This window comes from Chitinophagales bacterium (assembly GCA_017303835.1).
Classification (GTDB): Bacteria; Bacteroidota; Bacteroidia; order Chitinophagales; family Chitinophagaceae; genus JAFLBI01.
Genome location: JAFLBI010000001.1, coordinates 912,804 through 930,377, shown reverse-complemented (window position 1 = coordinate 930,377; position 17,574 = coordinate 912,804). Strand labels below are relative to the sequence as shown.

Genomic DNA, 17,574 nt, shown 5'->3' with positions numbered 1-17,574 from the left:
GCTCAAAAAAAGTGGTTAGCCTTAATGGACTTTGGTAAACCATACAAAAGAGTAGGTTACTCATAAGTGGTGACAAAAGAACCGTTAGCAGCCAGTGTGCGAATGGGTAAAGGATTCTCATATAATTCTATGCATAACTAATTCTTTGAATTTAAGCAAGATGCCGCATTGAAGAATTATTAAACGAAGATTACTTTAAAGAGCAAGTAGTTGGTGAAGTAAGCGCAGAGTCTCCTTTATTGGAAGACTCTGCGGGGACTGAAAAAAAAGCAGGCAACGATTTAGGGCTTGGCGAAGGTGGCGATTTTCACCATAAATGTTAATGCGGAGAAACAAACTTTGATTAACTACAAATGTGTCTGAGGAGCAGTGAACCGCCACTTTTGCCAAACCAGTGTTATATGCCGTTTTTCTCCGTTTGGTTTGCATTAGTGATAATTTAAGTAGTCAATATCTAAATCGTCTTGGTCGTCAAAGTCGTGGTTAAATTCTTCAGTGTCGTCTCCTTCATTAAAGTCATAAGTTATGTCAGGGAATAATTCTGCTTGATTTCGTTCTGCAACTTCAGTTTGCGTATTTTCATATTCCGTCTCAGTATCCGGTTCAAAAACTTCTTTGTCTATATAGTCAATAGGTTTGATTTGTCGGGTTGGGTCGTAGAACGAAATTTTATGTTTAAGTAATTGTTTGAAGTAGGGAACTCCATCAATATATGAATAGTCAGATCCAATCCATTTTTTTACTGCAATTTCATACGCCAAAAGCCAATTTTCATCTAATAAATATTGGTCTTCCAATTTTGCTAACCAATTTGTCAAGTCTAAATCAGTTTTCTCTATTAACCCATCGTTTGAAAGGTCTAAAATAATCAAAACACTTATTGGGTCATTGGTCGTTGATAATTGCTTTGAAACTGATGTTGGAATTTTTATTTTAAATGTTTTTGCAAACCATAAAGCCCACGATAATTCATAGTCATTCTTTCTCGGGCAATGATAAAGTATGAAATCTAGTAAAACCTTTTCAATTTTACTTACACGTACTTTTGTTTTATTTGTAAATAATATTCTAAATACTTCCTTGATTGTAGATGGCTCGGCAATCATCGTTTTGAGTAGCATTGTTTCAAGCAACGCAAAATTGGTGTCGGAAACTACGGCAACTCTCTTAACCTTTTCCACGGCATATGATAAAACATATTCATTTGGAAGTTGTAACGCTAAATCAAATGCCAAACTAAAGAAGCTAATTAAGTCATTGTATTGCTTAATTTCCGTTTCTCGTATAGTAAAAGTTCTAAGTTGAATAATCCAATCAGGTTCAATTCCTCTTGGAATTTTCCTTATTTTGGTTTTCTCTGGATTTACCTGTAATTCAAATTCTTTCAGAACAGCCTGTAAACGTAGGAGGAACGCTTCTGCATCAGCGTAACTATGAAAGAAGAAATACATGTCATCAACATATCTGTATCCCTTTATAGAAGGAAATTCAGATAGAAGCATTTCGTCTATTTTACAACCAATTATTTCAGAAATTATTAATGATGTGTCTGGTCCAATTGGAATTCCAATTGTCTGAGCATACATAGTTTGGCGTAAATAAAAATCTAATTTATTACCCAATAGCGTTGGGTCAAGCGGTTTTCGTTTTGCTATTGCTTTTCCGTGTATTGCCCAAGGAATACTGTGAGTATAAATTGTTGGATAGTATTTTGAAATATCTGTTTTGAGTTCATAAATGTATGGATACGAAGCTAAAAAGCTTCTTCTAATAAAGTCTTTGAATTTTGTCGGGTTGGCTGCTCTCTCTCCAACCAACTTAGGTCTGCTAAATGAAAACTTTGATTTCTTATATATTGCCTCAATATCAGCCCAGTTGTCAACCACCATTTCACACAGTTGGCATTGATGCATTGGATTAGGAATTTTAATCATTTTCCTTATTAAACCAACTTTGGAAATTGAAAAGTCAATACAACGTGTTGCGTCTTTACTAATTGTCCCTGAGAGTGAGGTTTTAATTGAAGAATACTTTGTCGCCAAGTCATTTGTCGTAAATGGTGGCGGAAGTTCTTTTGGAAAATATCCTTTGCTTATGAGGTCTTCAATTGTCATTGGTGTCATGTCTTAAAATAGCATACAACGGTTTCGGGCTTTGCGTTGGGGGGCTTTTGAAACCGTAAACTGTCTGCCAGCACCAACCTTTATTAATTGCTCAAATGTTTCTATTCGCACAGTCCGCCCACTAACGCAAAACCCGTGTTAGCCCTGGTTTATTTTTCCGAATATTTCTACCAACTCTGAATTTATGCGGTCTTTATTCGCTGCAAGTTCTTTAATTATTGAATTTTGAAAACTAATGGTATTGCTAATTCCCAAAGCTTTTGCAGACAATTCTATTAATTCTTTTCCAGGAAAAAGATTCAGCCAATCGTTAGATTCAAGTGCCATTTTGACTTCATTTTCACAAGTCTGAATTATTGATTCAATTGCTGGTGCACTGAGCTGTTCTGTAAGTGTCTTGTGAATTTCAGTTGAAGTTTCTTTAAATTTATCCTTGATAACTGTATTTCTTGAACTGTTAATTGAATAACTTGGTCGAGTTCCTTCAAAATATGGTTGGCCATTCAATACTTTTCCAATGGAAAAATCCTGAGGATTTAATTTAAGATTCAACCTGAAACTAATCATATCTCTAATAACGGCTGAAGAAATACTTAAGGCGGTATTATGAAAAATTGCCTCAATTTCAGTTTCTTCCTTCTCAATTCCGAATATATCAGACAGAACAGTCTTTATAATTTTAAAGTCGATCAGGTAGTTTTCAAGCTCATGTTTTTCAAGTACAAATATTTTTCCAGAAGAATGTCCTCTATACTTAGCTATCATTTCAGTCGTAAGGTAGTCACGATCTCGGATTAAATAAAAACTAATCCAAGCAATGTTTGATTCCATTATTGAAAGGATGGCATTATTAATTCTATTAAGATTGTCGCTACCGTTTGCTGGAATTAATTTGAAGTTTGAATTATTACTAAATAGAGCACTATAAAATTTTCTGTCAGGGCTTGAATTATCACCTTCAAGGAAAACAAGATTTTTAGCAACGCCTATGTACCCGGAGAATCCGAATAAATTTTTTAATTGTAGAATTACTTCCTGTTCTTCTTCCCCTGAAATAAACTTAGCTTTTCTTGTAGTAATGTCACGTGTTACATAAACAACCTTATCCCTTCCAGTTTCATCAATGATTTCGGAATTATGAGTAGCCATCCATATTTGATTGCCGTCTTTTATGCTTTTAATATTTCTGATTAATAGCCTCGATAACTCGGGATGCAAATGCAACTCTGGTTCATCTATTACAATTATTGCGTTCTCTACATTGTGTCTGATAAAGAAGGAAAGAATGAAAAACACTTCTTTTTCTCCAGATGAAAGATCATTAAATGTTATTATTTCCTTCGATGGCAATTCAACAAATAGGTTTGTTGGAATAGATTCATTCTGATCCGCGAATTTATACTCTGGAAACAGTTTATTGAGCAAGGCTTCATAAGGCTTGATTGGATCAGTAGGTTCTGCACCTGTCGTTACCCCCTTATTTTTTTGGTTATGATAATTCCCCAGTTCACGTAAATAATGATAACGTTGTTGTACGAGAAATTCATACATGTCCTTATATTGAATTTCGCTTGTATTGAATGCCATAGTCCATAAATGCTCTGTCCTATTGACATTATCATATGAAAATATTTGATTTCGATTGAAGCTTTGTTGCGGGTAGTTTCGGTCTGCTCTTAAGAAAAAACCCAGCGATCTTTTCAAAATATCTTTCAATTCTCTCGTAACATAACTGTGAATTTGATTATGCAGAGTTGGGTTTTTGGCATAATCTCCTTCATTGTATTCAAACGCACGATAATAAATACTATTGCTTTTGAAATATTCTAATATGTCATATTTGTGTTTATGCGGTCTTCGCACTCTTTCTTTAAGTTCTTGTTTTTGGCTTTGCTTAGTTTCAGGAGTAGTTTCTGTTCGGTAGTCAATACTAATGTAGCCGTCATTTATTTCTTTTTCTACATTTTCTAATTCTGTGTTCAGTGATTTGATAATTATATTCTTCTCTTCTGGATTTAATCCAATAGCAATTTCAAAGGAGAATCCTGTGAATGTCCTTGTTAATTGCCAGCTTAAGCTGTATGAACTTGAAAGCCCATATCCGATTAGTTCCAATACCGAACTTTTTCCACTTCCATTGGGACCAGCAAATACGATTAAGTCAGAGGCTTTACTGTTAAAATTAAAAGGACCTAATTCCTCATTTTCTAAATGTCGAAATTTCTTTATTATGACTTTATTTATGTACATCTTTTGTCTGTATTAAATGAGGGCTAACTCGTAAATATGCGCAACTAAACGTTTAGAAGTTTTGCGTATCAACCTGATTGACAAAACTTAATTTTCGTTTACAAGCGTTTAGAAATGTTTATCAATCCAAATCTATCCCTCTTTATTCAAAAAGTCAACCCGTTAAACAACGGTATTTTAATGGGAAATTTCCCGTTTTGGAGTGGGGGATTTCCCATACAGCTGATAGTCCATGGCCCGCCCGCCGAAGCCTTGGCGTAGGAGGGTCAATCGTCAATAGCCTGCCCCGAGAATTCGGGGGCCGATGGTCTTTCAGCTAGTTTTTTATTTTATTCATCGGTTTCGTCAGAAAGTACCCTTCAAAATACCCTTCTTGTACAGTAGCTGCATATTTATCTCCAACTGAAATAGTTGGATAATCTTTTCGGCTCACTTCCCTTCTCAATACCTCAGCATTTGATGTAAAGTTGATTAAATAGGTTTTACGTCCTTTTGTACGATAAGCTGTTTTTGCTGTAACTACTAACTCAATGCTCTTTTCTGAACTACTTCTTAAAGAATAGTTGAGGTTTACCCATAATCCAATACCCAAAATTGAGTTTGAAACGAACAAGAGTATTAATTGTAGTACTATAGATAATATTCGCTTAGTTTGAGTGTGTGGTAATTCAAACTTAATTTTATCGTGTATTAATAATGCGCTAATCACAGCAATATATAAAAGAGATAACGATAAAGTAGCTAAAATTTCTGTAGTAAAACTTCTGCTAGGTTCAAGAAATATATCGTCTGTCCTAACACCACCAATAATTGCAAGGGGTGTGCCTAATAAAAAAGGGAATATGATTATTGGGTGTAACCTGGGCTTTTTAATTTCAGTTTGGTCTGTCATCTGTGCAATTCTATTTATAGCGATCTGTCTGTCGCAACACTACTATAAAACTTACAAGTATTTAAGAAGAATCCCTGCGTGCTAAAAACACTTGGCGTCCTTAGCGTGAAACTTTTTAAATTCCTTACTAATCATCTTTTGTGGTAGAAACCCCCTAAACTAATAACCCTAAACTAATAACCCTAAACCAATAACCCCCTCTCTATATTCCTCTTTCTTTCAGCACGGTTTCCAGTGGTTGGTTTTGTTTGTTGTTTTTAAGAATACCGCGTATGAGCAGTATGGGTATGAACATGGGTATAAAGAAACCTAAGTTCTTTTTGGGAGAGAGTATCCAGCCAACGATACCAAAGACAAAAACTCCCGCCAGAAAACCAATGGCTGCTGCAAAAAAGATTTTGGACTGCTTTAATTTCTTTTTCTCCAGCAATAATGCTTCATTGCTCATTTGTGCATAGTCTTTCTGCTCCATAAGCGGTGTTTTGGTTTGTATTCAGCTGGGTCAAGATACGAAACTCGTCTTGGGTTATGTAACCAAGCAATAGCTAGGGGTTGTGGGGGAGGGTTATGGGTTGATAGTTTATAGTTAATGGTTTTTGGTTCTTAGGTTATTGTCTTTGGTGGCTTGGGTTAACTGCTTAAGGCTTAAAGCGTAAAGCGTTATGCATTCAGCCTTCGGCTTTCAGCATCATTACAAGCCTTTCTCGCAAAGCGCGCAAAGTCTATCAGGCGCGCAAGTCTTTCATAATTCTTTGCGGACTAAACTTACTTGGCGTGCTTTTTCAAAAGGTAGGTATTGTATCATGAATCTTATCGATGATACTAGGAATGCGTTTCCAGTCTTTTTTTTGTTGCTTAACCAGTTCTGCCAATCTTTTGCTTTGGTAGAGTTCCAGGCAGTGGGACATCACACGTTTGCCTTCGACTAAACTGGCAATATCTTGCGGGTATCGACCAATGCCATTTGCAGAATCTTCCTGTATTTGTTTGATTTCTTTTTTCAGGAGTGCGCGAATGCTGGAATCAAAAATAGCAATCGCTAAAGGTTCATAATAGGATTTGTCGTATTTAAGTATGCTGTCTTTGATTGCTTGGTTGTTTAGTCCTTCCAATACACATAAGCAAAGGGTTCTGTTTTTATATGCCAATTCCCATTGATCATAATCCCACATTTTTCTTTCTTCGCGGAGTGCTTTATTTACTGAGCAGCTACTGCAGCAAATCAATCCGGTGATGATCAGTAGTTTTATTAGTAGGAATCGCATCGGTTTGGTTTCGGTTAGCTCAAAGCTACTCTTGTATTCACAGGAAAAAACTTAGGTGATTGTTAATAGTCCATAGTCCATGGCCCGCCCGCCGAAGCCTTGGCGCAGGAGGGTCAATAGCCAATAGACAATAGACTATCAGCTATGGTCTTTGGTCTTTAGGTGTTGGTCTTTGGTTAAGTGCTTAAGGCTTTAAGCATAAAGCGTTCCGTGTTCTGCGTTTTGCTTTCAGTATCATTTTGAACGCCTTTCTCGCAAAGCGCGCAAAGTTTATCAGGCGCGCAAATCTTCTATAAACCCTTGCGGGCTACACATACTTGGCGTGCTTAGCGTGAAACCTTTCAAATTTCTTACTACTAGTCTGTTAAATTAGAAAAACCAAAGACTAAACCCCAAAGACTAAAGACCTTCTTCTCAATGCTTTTCTCCATACAAGATTCTTCCTATTGAACCCTTATCACCCAAAGCACGTCCCTTGGTGAGCCAGCTGGTGCCAAATGCAAAGAGGGCAATGGCTTCGTAGATAAACACGAAGTAGTCGAAATCTGGAAACAGTGCTTCAGAAATGGGAATGCCGATGATGCATAGGATAATGATAATGCCGCAAGTGCGATAGATATTGTTTTCATCCAGCATGCTTTTGGCAATGCCGGCATCTCTTTTTTGTCCAAGCGTAAACACAGACAAACAGAGCAATGCAAAAATGGAAAAGAGGCAGGCGGCAAAGCCTAAGTGTATCCAGCCAAGTATTGGTTGGTGAATGGGAATAAGGGTATCCACTTTATCTGCAGGCGATTCCGGGTTGGTGGGTATCAATGCCACACCAAAAGCCATGACACCGGCGATATTGGTTAATAAGTGATCATCGCGCCACCACTGAGGACTTTTATGTCCCTGATAACTAATGAGGAATAAACCCACTGCGCAAAGTGTGCCGGTAAAGATCTCGCGAAGATTGGTGTAGTAGTAATGACTGATAGAATGTTGCAGCGGCACATAATTAGGAATGCAGGCAGGCAGCATGAGGGCAATGGGCAGATAAAAGCCCAGATAGCCGATCACTCGTCTTTGTTTACGGAAACTGCGTGTTTGGATATCGGGTTCCATCTTGCTTAAGTTACAATAATTTCCAGCCAATAGCCGTGTTAATCGTATCGCGTGCAACGCCCAATGCTGCATTGATCGCAGCTTCAATGGCTAGCAGACCGAGCCCTTTAATGGTAAGCAATACCGTGGTCATGGAGCGTTTGTGCATAGTGATCAGGATATTGGCTTCTTCCTCGGTGATGCTGCCTTCGAGTTTCAGCAGGGCAATTCTTTCCATGCTTTCAATAAAGGAGCGGATTTGTGCTTCGGCATAAGGCTTGGCCTGTTTCCATTGTTTGGCTAATGGCACTTGTGCGGCATTGAGCATATCGGGGAGTAGGGAGGAGAAGTCCATGGGCAATGATTGGATGAGTGAATGATAGAATGATAGGATGATAGGATGATTGAATGATAGGATGATTGAATGATAGGATGAGTGAATGATAGAATGAGTGAATAAATGATTGAATTATTTTTCACCACGTTTGAGGGCTAGTTGCAAACGAATGATGGCGGTGAATGAACGGTTACAGGCTTCTTGTGCAGATTGGAGTACAGCGGTATTGCTGAATCCTTTTTTATGCAGGGTTTCCAAATCTGCTAATTGTTGTGCAAGTAGAACAAGTTGTTGTTGTACAAGTTCATTTTTGTCGATGGCATTGGCACGTATCTGCAGTCCTTCGAGGGCTGTTTTTACATCACGGTAAAAGCTATTGTAATGCTTGTATTGCGCTTGTTCCGTACCAATGACTTCTTTGATTTCCACAAAAAAGCCTGATACTTTTTCCTGCAGGGCACTAATATTTTTGTCGGTGATTTCGTCATAAGCGCTGATGAGTCGGATGCTCGTACAGCTGCATAAACAAAGGGCAAGCATGCTGAGGATAATGCCCCGCTTTGCGGATAGCCAATGTGTGATCATGGATAGCAGATTTAATGTTGAAACGCTTTGTCAACAAGAAATGCGCCATGTAGTTGTCGGGTTTGCAGAGGCAAGTTCAGTAAGTGGTGGCAGAAAAAAAACGGGAAATTTCCCGTTTTTTGAATGGAGATTTTTTTGTATTTAGCTGATGGTTAATGGTCAATAGATCATAGACCATTAACCATGGTCCATAAGCTATCAGCCATCAGCTATGGTCTATCAGACCATGAGCCAACATCAATCCTCAAACTGAAAATCCGCTGTCTTCGGGATTAAGTGAAATCCTTGTTGAAAGTTTTCCGGAGGCACAGCCAATTTGCGTTTGGCGATATCAATCCACGCACCATCGATGGTGATGATGGCAGAAAGGGTATCACCGTTTTTATAGATTTCGTGACGCAAGGTCCAGCGGCTCATATCGCGCTTGCAGCGCACCAATTGCACATTGATCTTCACAGTATCACCAAAATGCAGTTCTCTTCGGAATACACATTCTTCGCGCAGCAGAATAGGCCCAATGCCAATTGTTTGTAATGCTTGAGTCGTCATGCCGGCTTCTGATAACATCACCATACGCATATAAGCCCCCCAATCATAATACACAGAATGTCTTAAATGCTGGTTGGGATCCAGATCGCTCCAGCGGATTTCTACTTGTCGTTCGAATGTTTGCATACTAATGGTGTGATAAAATATCAACAGTACGAATGCCTTTTAGTTCAACCTGTATATGTCTGTCGTGGGCCTTGTTCTTGAATTCAGTGATAATTTCCAGTACATCGTAATCAATGAAATCACTTTCGCTGCCATTGATGCGTACAATGGCGTATTTGGGTACTTCATCCAACAAAGCCCGCAGTTTGATTTTATTCAGGAAAGTGACATTTCTGTGCAACTGAATATCGTAGACGGGTGTTTCATGTTCTTTGTGCTGTTGTACTTTGAATTCAATTTTAAAATTATTGCTGATGATGAAATACAGCGCAATCAACATACCAATGCAAACACCAATCAGTAAATCTGTTAAGAGAATAACGACGATGGTTATAATAAAAGGTAGAAACTGCTTCATGCCGAGCTTCCACATGGATTTGTATAAAGCCGGTTTGGTTAGGTTATAACCTGTTGCCAGTAAAACCACTGCCAATGCTGGATATGGAATCTGGTTCAATACATTCACCAGAAATAAAACAGAAAGCAGTAAGAATACACCATGTGTAAAAGCAGACAATTTGGATCTGCCGCCAGCATCCACATTAGCTGCACCGCGCACAATCACAGCTGTCATTGGTATGGCGCCCAATAAACCACTCAGCAGATTACCTGTTCCCTGTGCAATCAGTTCTCTATTTACCGGGGTGATACGGTTGTGTTTGTCGAGCTTATCAATTGCTTCCACACAAAGCAGGGTTTCCAATGTGGCCAGTAAGCCAATCACCATTCCATCTTTCCATACCGATAGTTTACTGATGGCGCTGAAATCTGCAAACTGCATCTCTGTAAATATATTCTTAGGAATATTCACCAGTTGAATGGGTTTATGACCTGCATCATTGGTGAGCAGGGTATAGCCCCAGGCAACGAGTGTACCTACTAATACAATCAAGAGCGGTGCTGGTATTCGTTTCAGCTTCTGATAAAAACTTTGTTTGGTAATCCATAACACCGCAAGACAAAGCAAGGTAGTGATGATAGCACCGAGTGTAAAAAGCTCTGCCAGATCATGTGGTTTGCCGCGGATATCTTTAAACGAGATGAGATCAAGAAAACCATCTCGCCAGAAATCAGGTTCTGTATGTCCCAATGCAACTGGAATCTGCTTGGTGATAAGGATGATGCCAATAGCTGCTAACATGCCTTTGATAACTGCAGAAGGAAAATAACTCGCAATGGTACCGAGTTTGAAGATGCCCAGTACTAATTGTAGAATACCTGCAATGATCACAGCCATTAAGAAAGCAGGATAGGAGCCACTTGAAATGATGGATGCAGCAACTACAGTAGATAAGCCAGCTGCAGGGCCGGATACACCCAAGGCAGAGCCACTGATTAATGACACAACCAAACCGCCGATAATACCGGATAGTAAACCTGCATACAATGGTGCGCCAGATGCGAGCGCAATACCTAAACAAAGCGGTAAAGCCACTAAGAAAACGGAGAGGCCTGCGGGAAAATCATGTTTCAGCCAAAGTAGCTGATAGTACTTCAGTTGGCGTTTACGGGTCATGCCCGAAGATACAAAAGCCTGTTTAGAGCAGGAAGTCTTTTAGTGCGGCTACAATTTCGTGCGCACCCTTACCATACAACATGGTTTGGTGATTGCCACTAACTTCTACATACTGACAATTACGCATCATGGCAACTGTAGCCAATGCATTTTCTTTTGGCAACAATGCAGCATCCATGGTATACACGCCTGGGCCGTTGATGAGGATTGCGGGTTTGTCAACACCACTAATGAAATCAAGCCAGGGCTCTCCCAATGCACCTGTAACGGCTTCAATGATGTGCATTGGATTGCTGCGTGGAGTTACAGTTCCATCTGCATTGTCTTTTACATCGGCGCGGTAATAACTGTTCATGGCATCCTGCCATTGATCAATATACGGTGCAGCTTTTGCTTTTGCAATATAGGCTTCGAAAGAAAGGAAGGTCTGACCCAAACGAGAGAGTGTAGGCCCCAGCATCTCCTTGGTATTGGGATGCATTTGTGCAGCTGCATCCAGTAAAAGCATTTTATGAATACGATCAGGATAATGTGCTGCCAGATAAAATGTCAATAATGCACCGAATGAATGTCCACCAATATCGGCTTTATCTATACCCAGCTGATCCAATAAACCGATGATATCCTTTGCGTGGTCTGCCATAGTATATCCGCTGGCGGGATGATCACTCAATCCGCGGCCACGCAGGTCAACACTGATCACATTGAAAGCGGGAGCCAGACCTGCTTCAATCAATCCATCAAATGCATGTGCATTGGCTGTAAGGCCGTGCATGAGTATAATGGTTGGGCCATTGCCTTGGAAATGCAGATAGTGTAATTGAATGCCGTTGGTGCTAACAAAATTCGATTGCATAGAAACCAGTTTAAAAAGCAAGGTCGCCGGCAGATGCCGGCGACTGATTTGCTATTATGAGACCATCCTATTTTTTACCGTTAGGTACATGCACTTTGATTTCAGCAGAGAATAATCTGCCAATAGAAGGTGAGCCTACAAACTCTCTTTGTTCAACATTGAACAGGTTGCTGATACCAGCACCAACACTAACCATGTTGTTTACTTTGTAACCAGCGCTCAGATCAATTGTAGTGAAACCACCCAATGCACCCCAGTCAAAATTCTTCACGTAGTTTCTTGGTTGGTTATTGAGCGGATTAATACCACCATAAACCACACCACGTCTGCCTTTACCAGCTGCAGTACCAATTTGGCTACCGCTGTAGAAATCGAACTGCTGTACCCAGCGTGCAGAAACGTTCAGGAACATTTTGCCTTTTGCCAGATTGCTGAAGTTCAGTGAAGTGGCAATTCTGTTCTTAGGTGCGTTCAGGCTCTTTTCTTCCAATGAAACATAACCATCTCTGTTGGCGTCGTTCTTGATATTGTCTTTTTCAATATCACTGCCAAACCAAGAATATTTCAATGCCCATGATACATTGTCTGAGAAGTAAACATTGGTTCCGAGGTCAACACCATAAGCGGCAACCTGACCATAGTTGAAATAAGTCTGGAACAAACCGCCACTCAATACACCAGCACTATTCGTTGTACCGGCAAATGCAGCCGCATGTGTTACAGGAATGCTGCCTACACGTAATGCGCGGCCACCAACAGAGATAGCAGGGCTGAGGAAGTTCTCTGAACTACCATAATAACCATTGATATCGAGGTAGAACTTCTTACCAATCTGTCCCTTATAACCAACTTCCCATGTACCGATGGTTTCCACTTTCAATTTATCAGTTACAGTAGGCGCACTGTTTACATTACCACCATTGGGAATGTATGAAACGCCCTCGCCATTACCGAATACAATGCCGAATACGTTTGCACTTTGGAAGAGGATGATGGGAGCTGCATTCGCACGACCCCAGGTAACACGGAAGCTACCACCGGGTACACCTTTCACAAAAGCGAACTTTGGTGCAAATAAAGTACCGAATACACTGTGGTCGTCAACACGAGCAGAACCAACCAGCTTGATATCAGCAGGCAAAGTCTTTTCAATTTGTAACACACCACCCAGCTGTGTAACCTGAATCAGTTGATTACCATCGGCGAGTGAAGTACCGAATGTATTAGGACGATCATTCTGATAGTTAACACCAGCAATCACGTTTACACCTGCCTGATCAAAGTTCCAGTTGTACTGTGCTTCCGCATTCAAGCGACCAGACATTTCCTTGAAACCTGCACCTGACTGGCTACCCAAACGCATTGCAAATTGCTCTGCTGCATCTGGATCCAGACGACCCAATGCTGGGAAGAGTGGGTTGGTAGGATCTGTAATCGTACTGCGTGTTCTGTTATAGAAATCGCGGGTATAGTTTACGTTACCGTAGCTATTACCAACGTTTGTCCATGTGTAATACAATTGTGCAAAGAATCTGGGAGATACATAACGACCCTGCAGATAAGAGAAGCGCCAGTCGCGAATTTGGTTACGACCTACGTTGTTCACTGCAAGGAAATTATTGGTGCTTCCGCCATAAGACAGAATCAGGTCAGATTTGCTGTCAACACTATAGTACAAATGTGCTTCACCACGCATGTGACGGAATTGGAAATTGCGTACACGCTCAGGTGTTGATGTAGCAGGACCATACACGCTACCACCAACATACACACTATCCTGGAATTCGAAATCCTTACCTGTAGTGTACTCGCCGGTAAGCTTGTAAGCCCATTTGTTGTTGATCTTGGTAGCAGTTCTGAAACGACCGCTGAATACTTCCTGATTACCGCCACCCAGTACCAGTGTTGTACCCTGATATTTACGTGGATCTTTGGTAATGGTATTGGCAATACCGTTGTGTGCGTTAGGACCATAGAGTGCAGAGTTAGGGCCCAGCACTACTTCAAAACGCTCTACATCTTCTTTGATAACGGTGTTCATGATACCAACTGGTAAGCCAGAACCACCGGCCATCATACTATTACGGCCATCAGTCATCTGCAAAATCTTTGCATTGAATGCGTTGTTGAAACCACGTGCGTTAAAACCAACTCCGTTTACACCGGTACGAACGAATTCCACACCCTGAAGTTTGGATGCCAGTTCACCGATATTAAAAGAAGAAGATTGCTCCAGGTCTCTCGCTGTGATGACACTGATAGATGCCGGGGCACGGGTAATTTTTTCCGGACGCTTACTGGCGGATACGACTACTTCGTCGCCAATACCTGCAGAAGCAGCCATAGCTACATTGAGTGTAGTGTTACCTGTTGCATCAATTTGTTTGATCACATCGCTGTAGCCTACAAACGTAACAGCAACCGTGATTTTACCGGGCTTGGAAACAGACAGGGTATAGTTACCGTCCTGATCTGTGAAAGTGCCTGATCCGGTAGAGCGAATACTGACAGCGGCACCGGAAAGGGGTTCGCCGGTCTTGCTGTCTGTTACTTTACCGCTGATCTTAACGGCAGTTTGAGCCCACACTGCAGTATGCAGTAAGAATAATCCAAGGATGGTCAGAAGCCTTCTCATGGTCTATTTGGTTTTGGTTGATAATGATTGTTTGGTATCTAAAAAGGTTAGGACGTTTTGATTGAATGCATCAGCTTGTTCAAACTGCACCAGATGTCCTGCCTGCAGGAAAACGGTTTGTTGTTTGGGTATGGCTGTGCCGAAAGCAGCGATGCTTTCTGTGGTGGCTTTGGGATGCAAGAGTTTGTTTGGTATTAATGCATCTTCTTTGCCGAATACGATTAATGTTGGTTGCGTGATGGATGATAATTCAGTTTGTACCGGATGTGTCAACATACCTTTCACACCAGCCGTAATTTGTTGACAATAATCCATAAAGCCGGCACATTGCTTCAATTGAATACGGTCATTGATCAAAGCCTGTGCAGCAACTGGAACCTGAACAAAGTTTTTCGCGAAAGATGCTTTGATCGCATCATCATTTTGATTGAAATAGAATTGCGGTGTGGCATAGGCCAATAAGAGATTCTTTTCGTTTTCTGTAAACGTTTCGAAGCCAGCAGGTGCAGCCAGAATTAATTTGCTCACTAGTGCCGGTGCTTTGAGGGCAGTGATCATAGCGATTTGTCCGCCCATGGAATGACCAGCCAAAACAATTTGCTTCAGCTTCAATTGTTGTGTGAAGCGGATGATGAGATCTGCATAATCGTCTAAGCGACTGGCATTTTTCTCCGGCCAATGTTTGCTGCTGGCACCATAAGCAGGTAAGTCGATGGCAATGCAGCGATATTTTTTGGAGAGTGCATCAATATTGTTAGTCCAATGTCCGGCATTGCCACCCAAGCCATGAATGAATACAATCGTTTCACCCTTGCCCTGATCGATATAGGCCAACTGTAAGCTATCGATGCTTAGCTGCTTCAATTTTGCGGCATAGAAAGGCGCGCAGTTTTGTGCAGATAACTGCGTAAATGCAATCAGTGCTATGAGAAGAAGGTATTTTTTCATGCCAATTGTTTTTTTGGTTTCATGACAAAATACAACAGGGTACCCACAGTAAGTGATGCAATAATAGCAAGGGCAGAAGCAATGCCCGGGTTACGGGTGCCTGCTTCCATATAAGGTGTAAGTCTTAAATAGTAAACGCCAAAATGTGTGAGCAAAGCGGTAATGCTGGCTGCAGCAGGAACCAGTGCTGGTACTTCTTTCAAGAAAATACCAAACAGCACAGGTACAAATGCGGCCGAGAAATAAGCATAGACGCCATTCTGCGCAAAGATGCCTACGCTGAGATCTGGATGTTGAATCTGGCGATAAGAAAGCCAGGTACTCACTACTGCAAGCAAGACAATGATTAATCTGTTTAGTAGCAATTCACTGATCAATCCTTTGCTACCATCTTCAGAGCGGATGATGGTATTGCCCGTGAGTGGTTTTAAAATATCTGATGTTACCGTAGTACTGATGGATTGAATCAAGCCTTCGAGTGTTGACATGCCGGCAGAGATCATACCCAATACTAGGATGATGGCAATGTACACCGGGAAGCGACCAACCACAAATGCACTCATGATGCCATCAAGCGGAATTTTATTACCGTTCACCGTTAAATCAGGTAAGAACAAACGTGCGTACAAACCTGCGAATACGACAAAGAAGAACAAAGCCTGTACGGTTATCGCAACAGTGAGGAATTTGTTCAGGTCTTTATCGTTCTTGAGTAAAAGTGATTTGGTGAGGATATGTGGCTGACAAATAATGGCCACGCCTACAATGATCTGGCAGGCGATTACTTCAAATGCGTCGCGGAATAGCGGACTGGCAGCATTGAATGGTTGTGTCAGTGCAGGATCAACGGCTTTAAGTTGTGCAAAGAATCCGTTGAGACCGCTTTCGAAATAACTGTAACCTGAAGTGATAAAAATGATGGCAACAATAATTTTCAAAATAGCTTGAATCGTATTAGTGTACACCATGCTATTGGCGCCGCCAAACATCATATAGGTAAATGTGAAAGCAACAACGCCAATTAGTGTAGGAAATACTTCGAGGTTGAGCGATTTAGAAATGATTTGGGTAAGACCAACGCAGATCAACACGATAAAGGCAATCATTAGAAATGTGAGAAAGCCGAAATAAAGTGCGAAACCTTTACTGCCGTATCGATTGCCCATCCATTGTGCAATGGTTCTAGCATTTACTACCTGTCCGAACTTGCGGAAACGTCTGGAAAGAATGGCAAGCGATACCAAAGAACCTAAGGGTAAAAAGATACCCATTGAGAGAAATCCACTCAAGCCATAATAAGCAACAAAGCCAGGGTTGATGATGAATGTTGCAGCGCTGCTCATGGAAGCTGCGAGCGATAATCCAACGAGTCCGGGTGAGAAATGCATGCTACCCAAAGCGTAGTCGGCCATATTCTTGGTACGTAGTGCGCCTCTAATCACAAAGAAGAGGACGACGGCCACATAGCAGAACAATGTGCACCAAACGGCGGTAACCATAGCAGGGGAGGCAAGCTGCTTCATAGGCAATCAATCGGCGATGAAAGTAACCTGACACATGTTAGTATTGGTATCGGCACTTGCCAAAGTGCCCAAAAAACAGGTGAACGGAAAGCCGGATGTGGCGAATCAGAGAAAGGAAATGCGTTTCATCAGCTTATCTCGGTAGGTTTTGCCTACTGGAATCCTTGCCGAACCAATAAGGATATCGTCTTCCTCAATAGCATCAACCTTGTCCATATTTACCAGGTAAGAGCGGTGTACACGCATGAAACTGGTATCCGGGAATTTTTCTTCCACGGTCTTGAGGCTGGTGTTGAGCAAGTATTTGCCTGTTGCGGTGCAGATCAAGGCATAGATATCAGATGCTTCTACCCAGAGAATGTCTTTGAGCCAGACCTTCTCCATACGGTTGCGGGTTTTCACGAAAATACTATCACCAATACCCAGTGCTTCTTTTAAAGGCGGGGTGGGCTGTATGTCTTTCTTCTGGGCTGCATTGTGTAATGTAAGCTCGATGGTGGCGTATAAAGTATCCGCTGTAACCGGCTTTACGAGATAAGCATAAGGTTCGGTGAGTTTGGCTTTTTCGATGGTGGCTGCATCAGCCAATGCTGTCAGGAATATAAAGGGGGCTAATTGCTTTTCACGTAATTGTTTGCCCAGTTCAATTCCATTCATTTCACCGGCCAGACCAATATCTAAGAGCACGAGATCGGGCTTTTGCTGGTGAATGAGTTGCAAAGCTTCTTCTCCATTGTCGCATTGCCCCAATACTTCAAAGCCCAAATCATTGAGTGAAAGGGTAATTTCTTTGGCAATGATCCAATCATCTTCTACCAGCAGTATCTTTATTCCGGCCATAATG

15 protein-coding genes are annotated in these 17,574 nt (G+C 41.2%); all 15 read right to left on the bottom strand.

The window, feature by feature from the left end; translation table 11 throughout:
• Positions 1-428 precede the first annotated feature (428 nt).
• Positions 429-2,123, bottom strand: a complete 1,695-nt coding sequence (locus tag J0L83_04165) for an RNA-directed DNA polymerase (protein MBN8663741.1) — start codon at positions 2,121-2,123, stop codon at positions 429-431.
• Positions 2,124-2,261: 138 nt separating this feature from the next.
• Entirely contained in the window at positions 2,262-4,373 is a 2,112-nt protein-coding gene (locus J0L83_04160; GenBank protein MBN8663740.1) for an AAA family ATPase, read from the bottom strand.
• A gap of 316 nt (positions 4,374-4,689) precedes the next feature.
• Positions 4,690-5,265: a hypothetical protein gene (locus J0L83_04155; GenBank protein MBN8663739.1), complete on the bottom strand. Its 576-nt coding sequence runs from the start codon at positions 5,263-5,265 to the stop codon at positions 4,690-4,692.
• A gap of 202 nt (positions 5,266-5,467) precedes the next feature.
• Positions 5,468-5,737: a hypothetical protein gene (locus J0L83_04150; GenBank protein ID MBN8663738.1), complete on the bottom strand. Its 270-nt coding sequence runs from the start codon at positions 5,735-5,737 to the stop codon at positions 5,468-5,470.
• Positions 5,738-6,047: 310 nt separating this feature from the next.
• Entirely contained in the window at positions 6,048-6,530 is a 483-nt protein-coding gene (locus J0L83_04145) for a hypothetical protein (protein ID MBN8663737.1), read from the bottom strand.
• A gap of 414 nt (positions 6,531-6,944) precedes the next feature.
• On the bottom strand, positions 6,945-7,637 hold the full coding sequence (locus J0L83_04140; protein MBN8663736.1) for a hypothetical protein: 693 nt from the start codon (positions 7,635-7,637) through the stop codon (positions 6,945-6,947).
• Between the two features lie 10 nt (positions 7,638-7,647).
• Positions 7,648-7,971, bottom strand: coding sequence for a hypothetical protein (locus J0L83_04135; GenBank protein ID MBN8663735.1), 324 nt, complete (start codon positions 7,969-7,971; stop codon positions 7,648-7,650).
• Between the two features lie 114 nt (positions 7,972-8,085).
• Entirely contained in the window at positions 8,086-8,538 is a 453-nt protein-coding gene (locus J0L83_04130) for a hypothetical protein (GenBank protein MBN8663734.1), read from the bottom strand.
• Positions 8,539-8,775: 237 nt separating this feature from the next.
• Positions 8,776-9,213 (bottom strand): thioesterase family protein, encoded by a 438-nt coding sequence (locus J0L83_04125; GenBank protein MBN8663733.1) that lies wholly within the window; start codon positions 9,211-9,213, stop codon positions 8,776-8,778.
• A gap of 1 nt (position 9,214) precedes the next feature.
• Positions 9,215-10,768 (bottom strand): SulP family inorganic anion transporter, encoded by a 1,554-nt coding sequence (locus J0L83_04120; protein MBN8663732.1) that lies wholly within the window; start codon positions 10,766-10,768, stop codon positions 9,215-9,217.
• Positions 10,769-10,790: 22 nt separating this feature from the next.
• Positions 10,791-11,624, bottom strand: a complete 834-nt coding sequence (locus tag J0L83_04115) for an alpha/beta hydrolase (protein MBN8663731.1) — start codon at positions 11,622-11,624, stop codon at positions 10,791-10,793.
• Positions 11,625-11,691: 67 nt separating this feature from the next.
• Positions 11,692-14,259, bottom strand: a complete 2,568-nt coding sequence (locus J0L83_04110) for a TonB-dependent receptor (GenBank protein ID MBN8663730.1) — start codon at positions 14,257-14,259, stop codon at positions 11,692-11,694.
• Between the two features lie 3 nt (positions 14,260-14,262).
• Positions 14,263-15,207: an alpha/beta hydrolase gene (locus J0L83_04105; GenBank protein MBN8663729.1), complete on the bottom strand. Its 945-nt coding sequence runs from the start codon at positions 15,205-15,207 to the stop codon at positions 14,263-14,265.
• Positions 15,204-16,730, bottom strand: a complete 1,527-nt coding sequence (locus J0L83_04100; GenBank protein MBN8663728.1) for a hypothetical protein — start codon at positions 16,728-16,730, stop codon at positions 15,204-15,206. Before J0L83_04100 ends, J0L83_04105 begins: the two co-directional genes overlap by 4 nt.
• Positions 16,731-16,835: 105 nt before the next feature.
• Positions 16,836-17,570 (bottom strand): response regulator, encoded by a 735-nt coding sequence (locus J0L83_04095; protein ID MBN8663727.1) that lies wholly within the window; start codon positions 17,568-17,570, stop codon positions 16,836-16,838.
• Positions 17,571-17,574 lie beyond the last annotated feature (4 nt).

What these genes read in the sequence shown, in the direction of transcription:
- J0L83_04165 (MBN8663741.1), bottom strand. Translation starts at nt 2,123, where the DNA reads ATGACACCAATGACAATTGAAGACCTCATAAGCAAAGGATATTTTCCA.
- J0L83_04160 (MBN8663740.1), bottom strand. Translation starts at nt 4,373, where the DNA reads ATGTACATAAATAAAGTCATAATAAAGAAATTTCGACATTTAGAAAAT.
- J0L83_04155 (MBN8663739.1), bottom strand. Translation starts at nt 5,265, where the DNA reads ATGACAGACCAAACTGAAATTAAAAAGCCCAGGTTACACCCAATAATC.
- J0L83_04150 (MBN8663738.1), bottom strand. Translation starts at nt 5,737, where the DNA reads ATGGAGCAGAAAGACTATGCACAAATGAGCAATGAAGCATTATTGCTG.
- J0L83_04145 (MBN8663737.1), bottom strand. Translation starts at nt 6,530, where the DNA reads ATGCGATTCCTACTAATAAAACTACTGATCATCACCGGATTGATTTGC.
- J0L83_04140 (MBN8663736.1), bottom strand. Translation starts at nt 7,637, where the DNA reads ATGGAACCCGATATCCAAACACGCAGTTTCCGTAAACAAAGACGAGTG.
- J0L83_04135 (MBN8663735.1), bottom strand. Translation starts at nt 7,971, where the DNA reads ATGGACTTCTCCTCCCTACTCCCCGATATGCTCAATGCCGCACAAGTG.
- J0L83_04130 (MBN8663734.1), bottom strand. Translation starts at nt 8,538, where the DNA reads ATGATCACACATTGGCTATCCGCAAAGCGGGGCATTATCCTCAGCATG.
- J0L83_04125 (MBN8663733.1), bottom strand. Translation starts at nt 9,213, where the DNA reads ATGCAAACATTCGAACGACAAGTAGAAATCCGCTGGAGCGATCTGGAT.
- J0L83_04120 (MBN8663732.1), bottom strand. Translation starts at nt 10,768, where the DNA reads ATGACCCGTAAACGCCAACTGAAGTACTATCAGCTACTTTGGCTGAAA.
- J0L83_04115 (MBN8663731.1), bottom strand. Translation starts at nt 11,624, where the DNA reads ATGCAATCGAATTTTGTTAGCACCAACGGCATTCAATTACACTATCTG.
- J0L83_04110 (MBN8663730.1), bottom strand. Translation starts at nt 14,259, where the DNA reads ATGAGAAGGCTTCTGACCATCCTTGGATTATTCTTACTGCATACTGCA.
- J0L83_04105 (MBN8663729.1), bottom strand. Translation starts at nt 15,207, where the DNA reads ATGAAAAAATACCTTCTTCTCATAGCACTGATTGCATTTACGCAGTTA.
- J0L83_04100 (MBN8663728.1), bottom strand. Translation starts at nt 16,730, where the DNA reads ATGAAGCAGCTTGCCTCCCCTGCTATGGTTACCGCCGTTTGGTGCACA.
- J0L83_04095 (MBN8663727.1), bottom strand. Translation starts at nt 17,570, where the DNA reads ATGGCCGGAATAAAGATACTGCTGGTAGAAGATGATTGGATCATTGCC.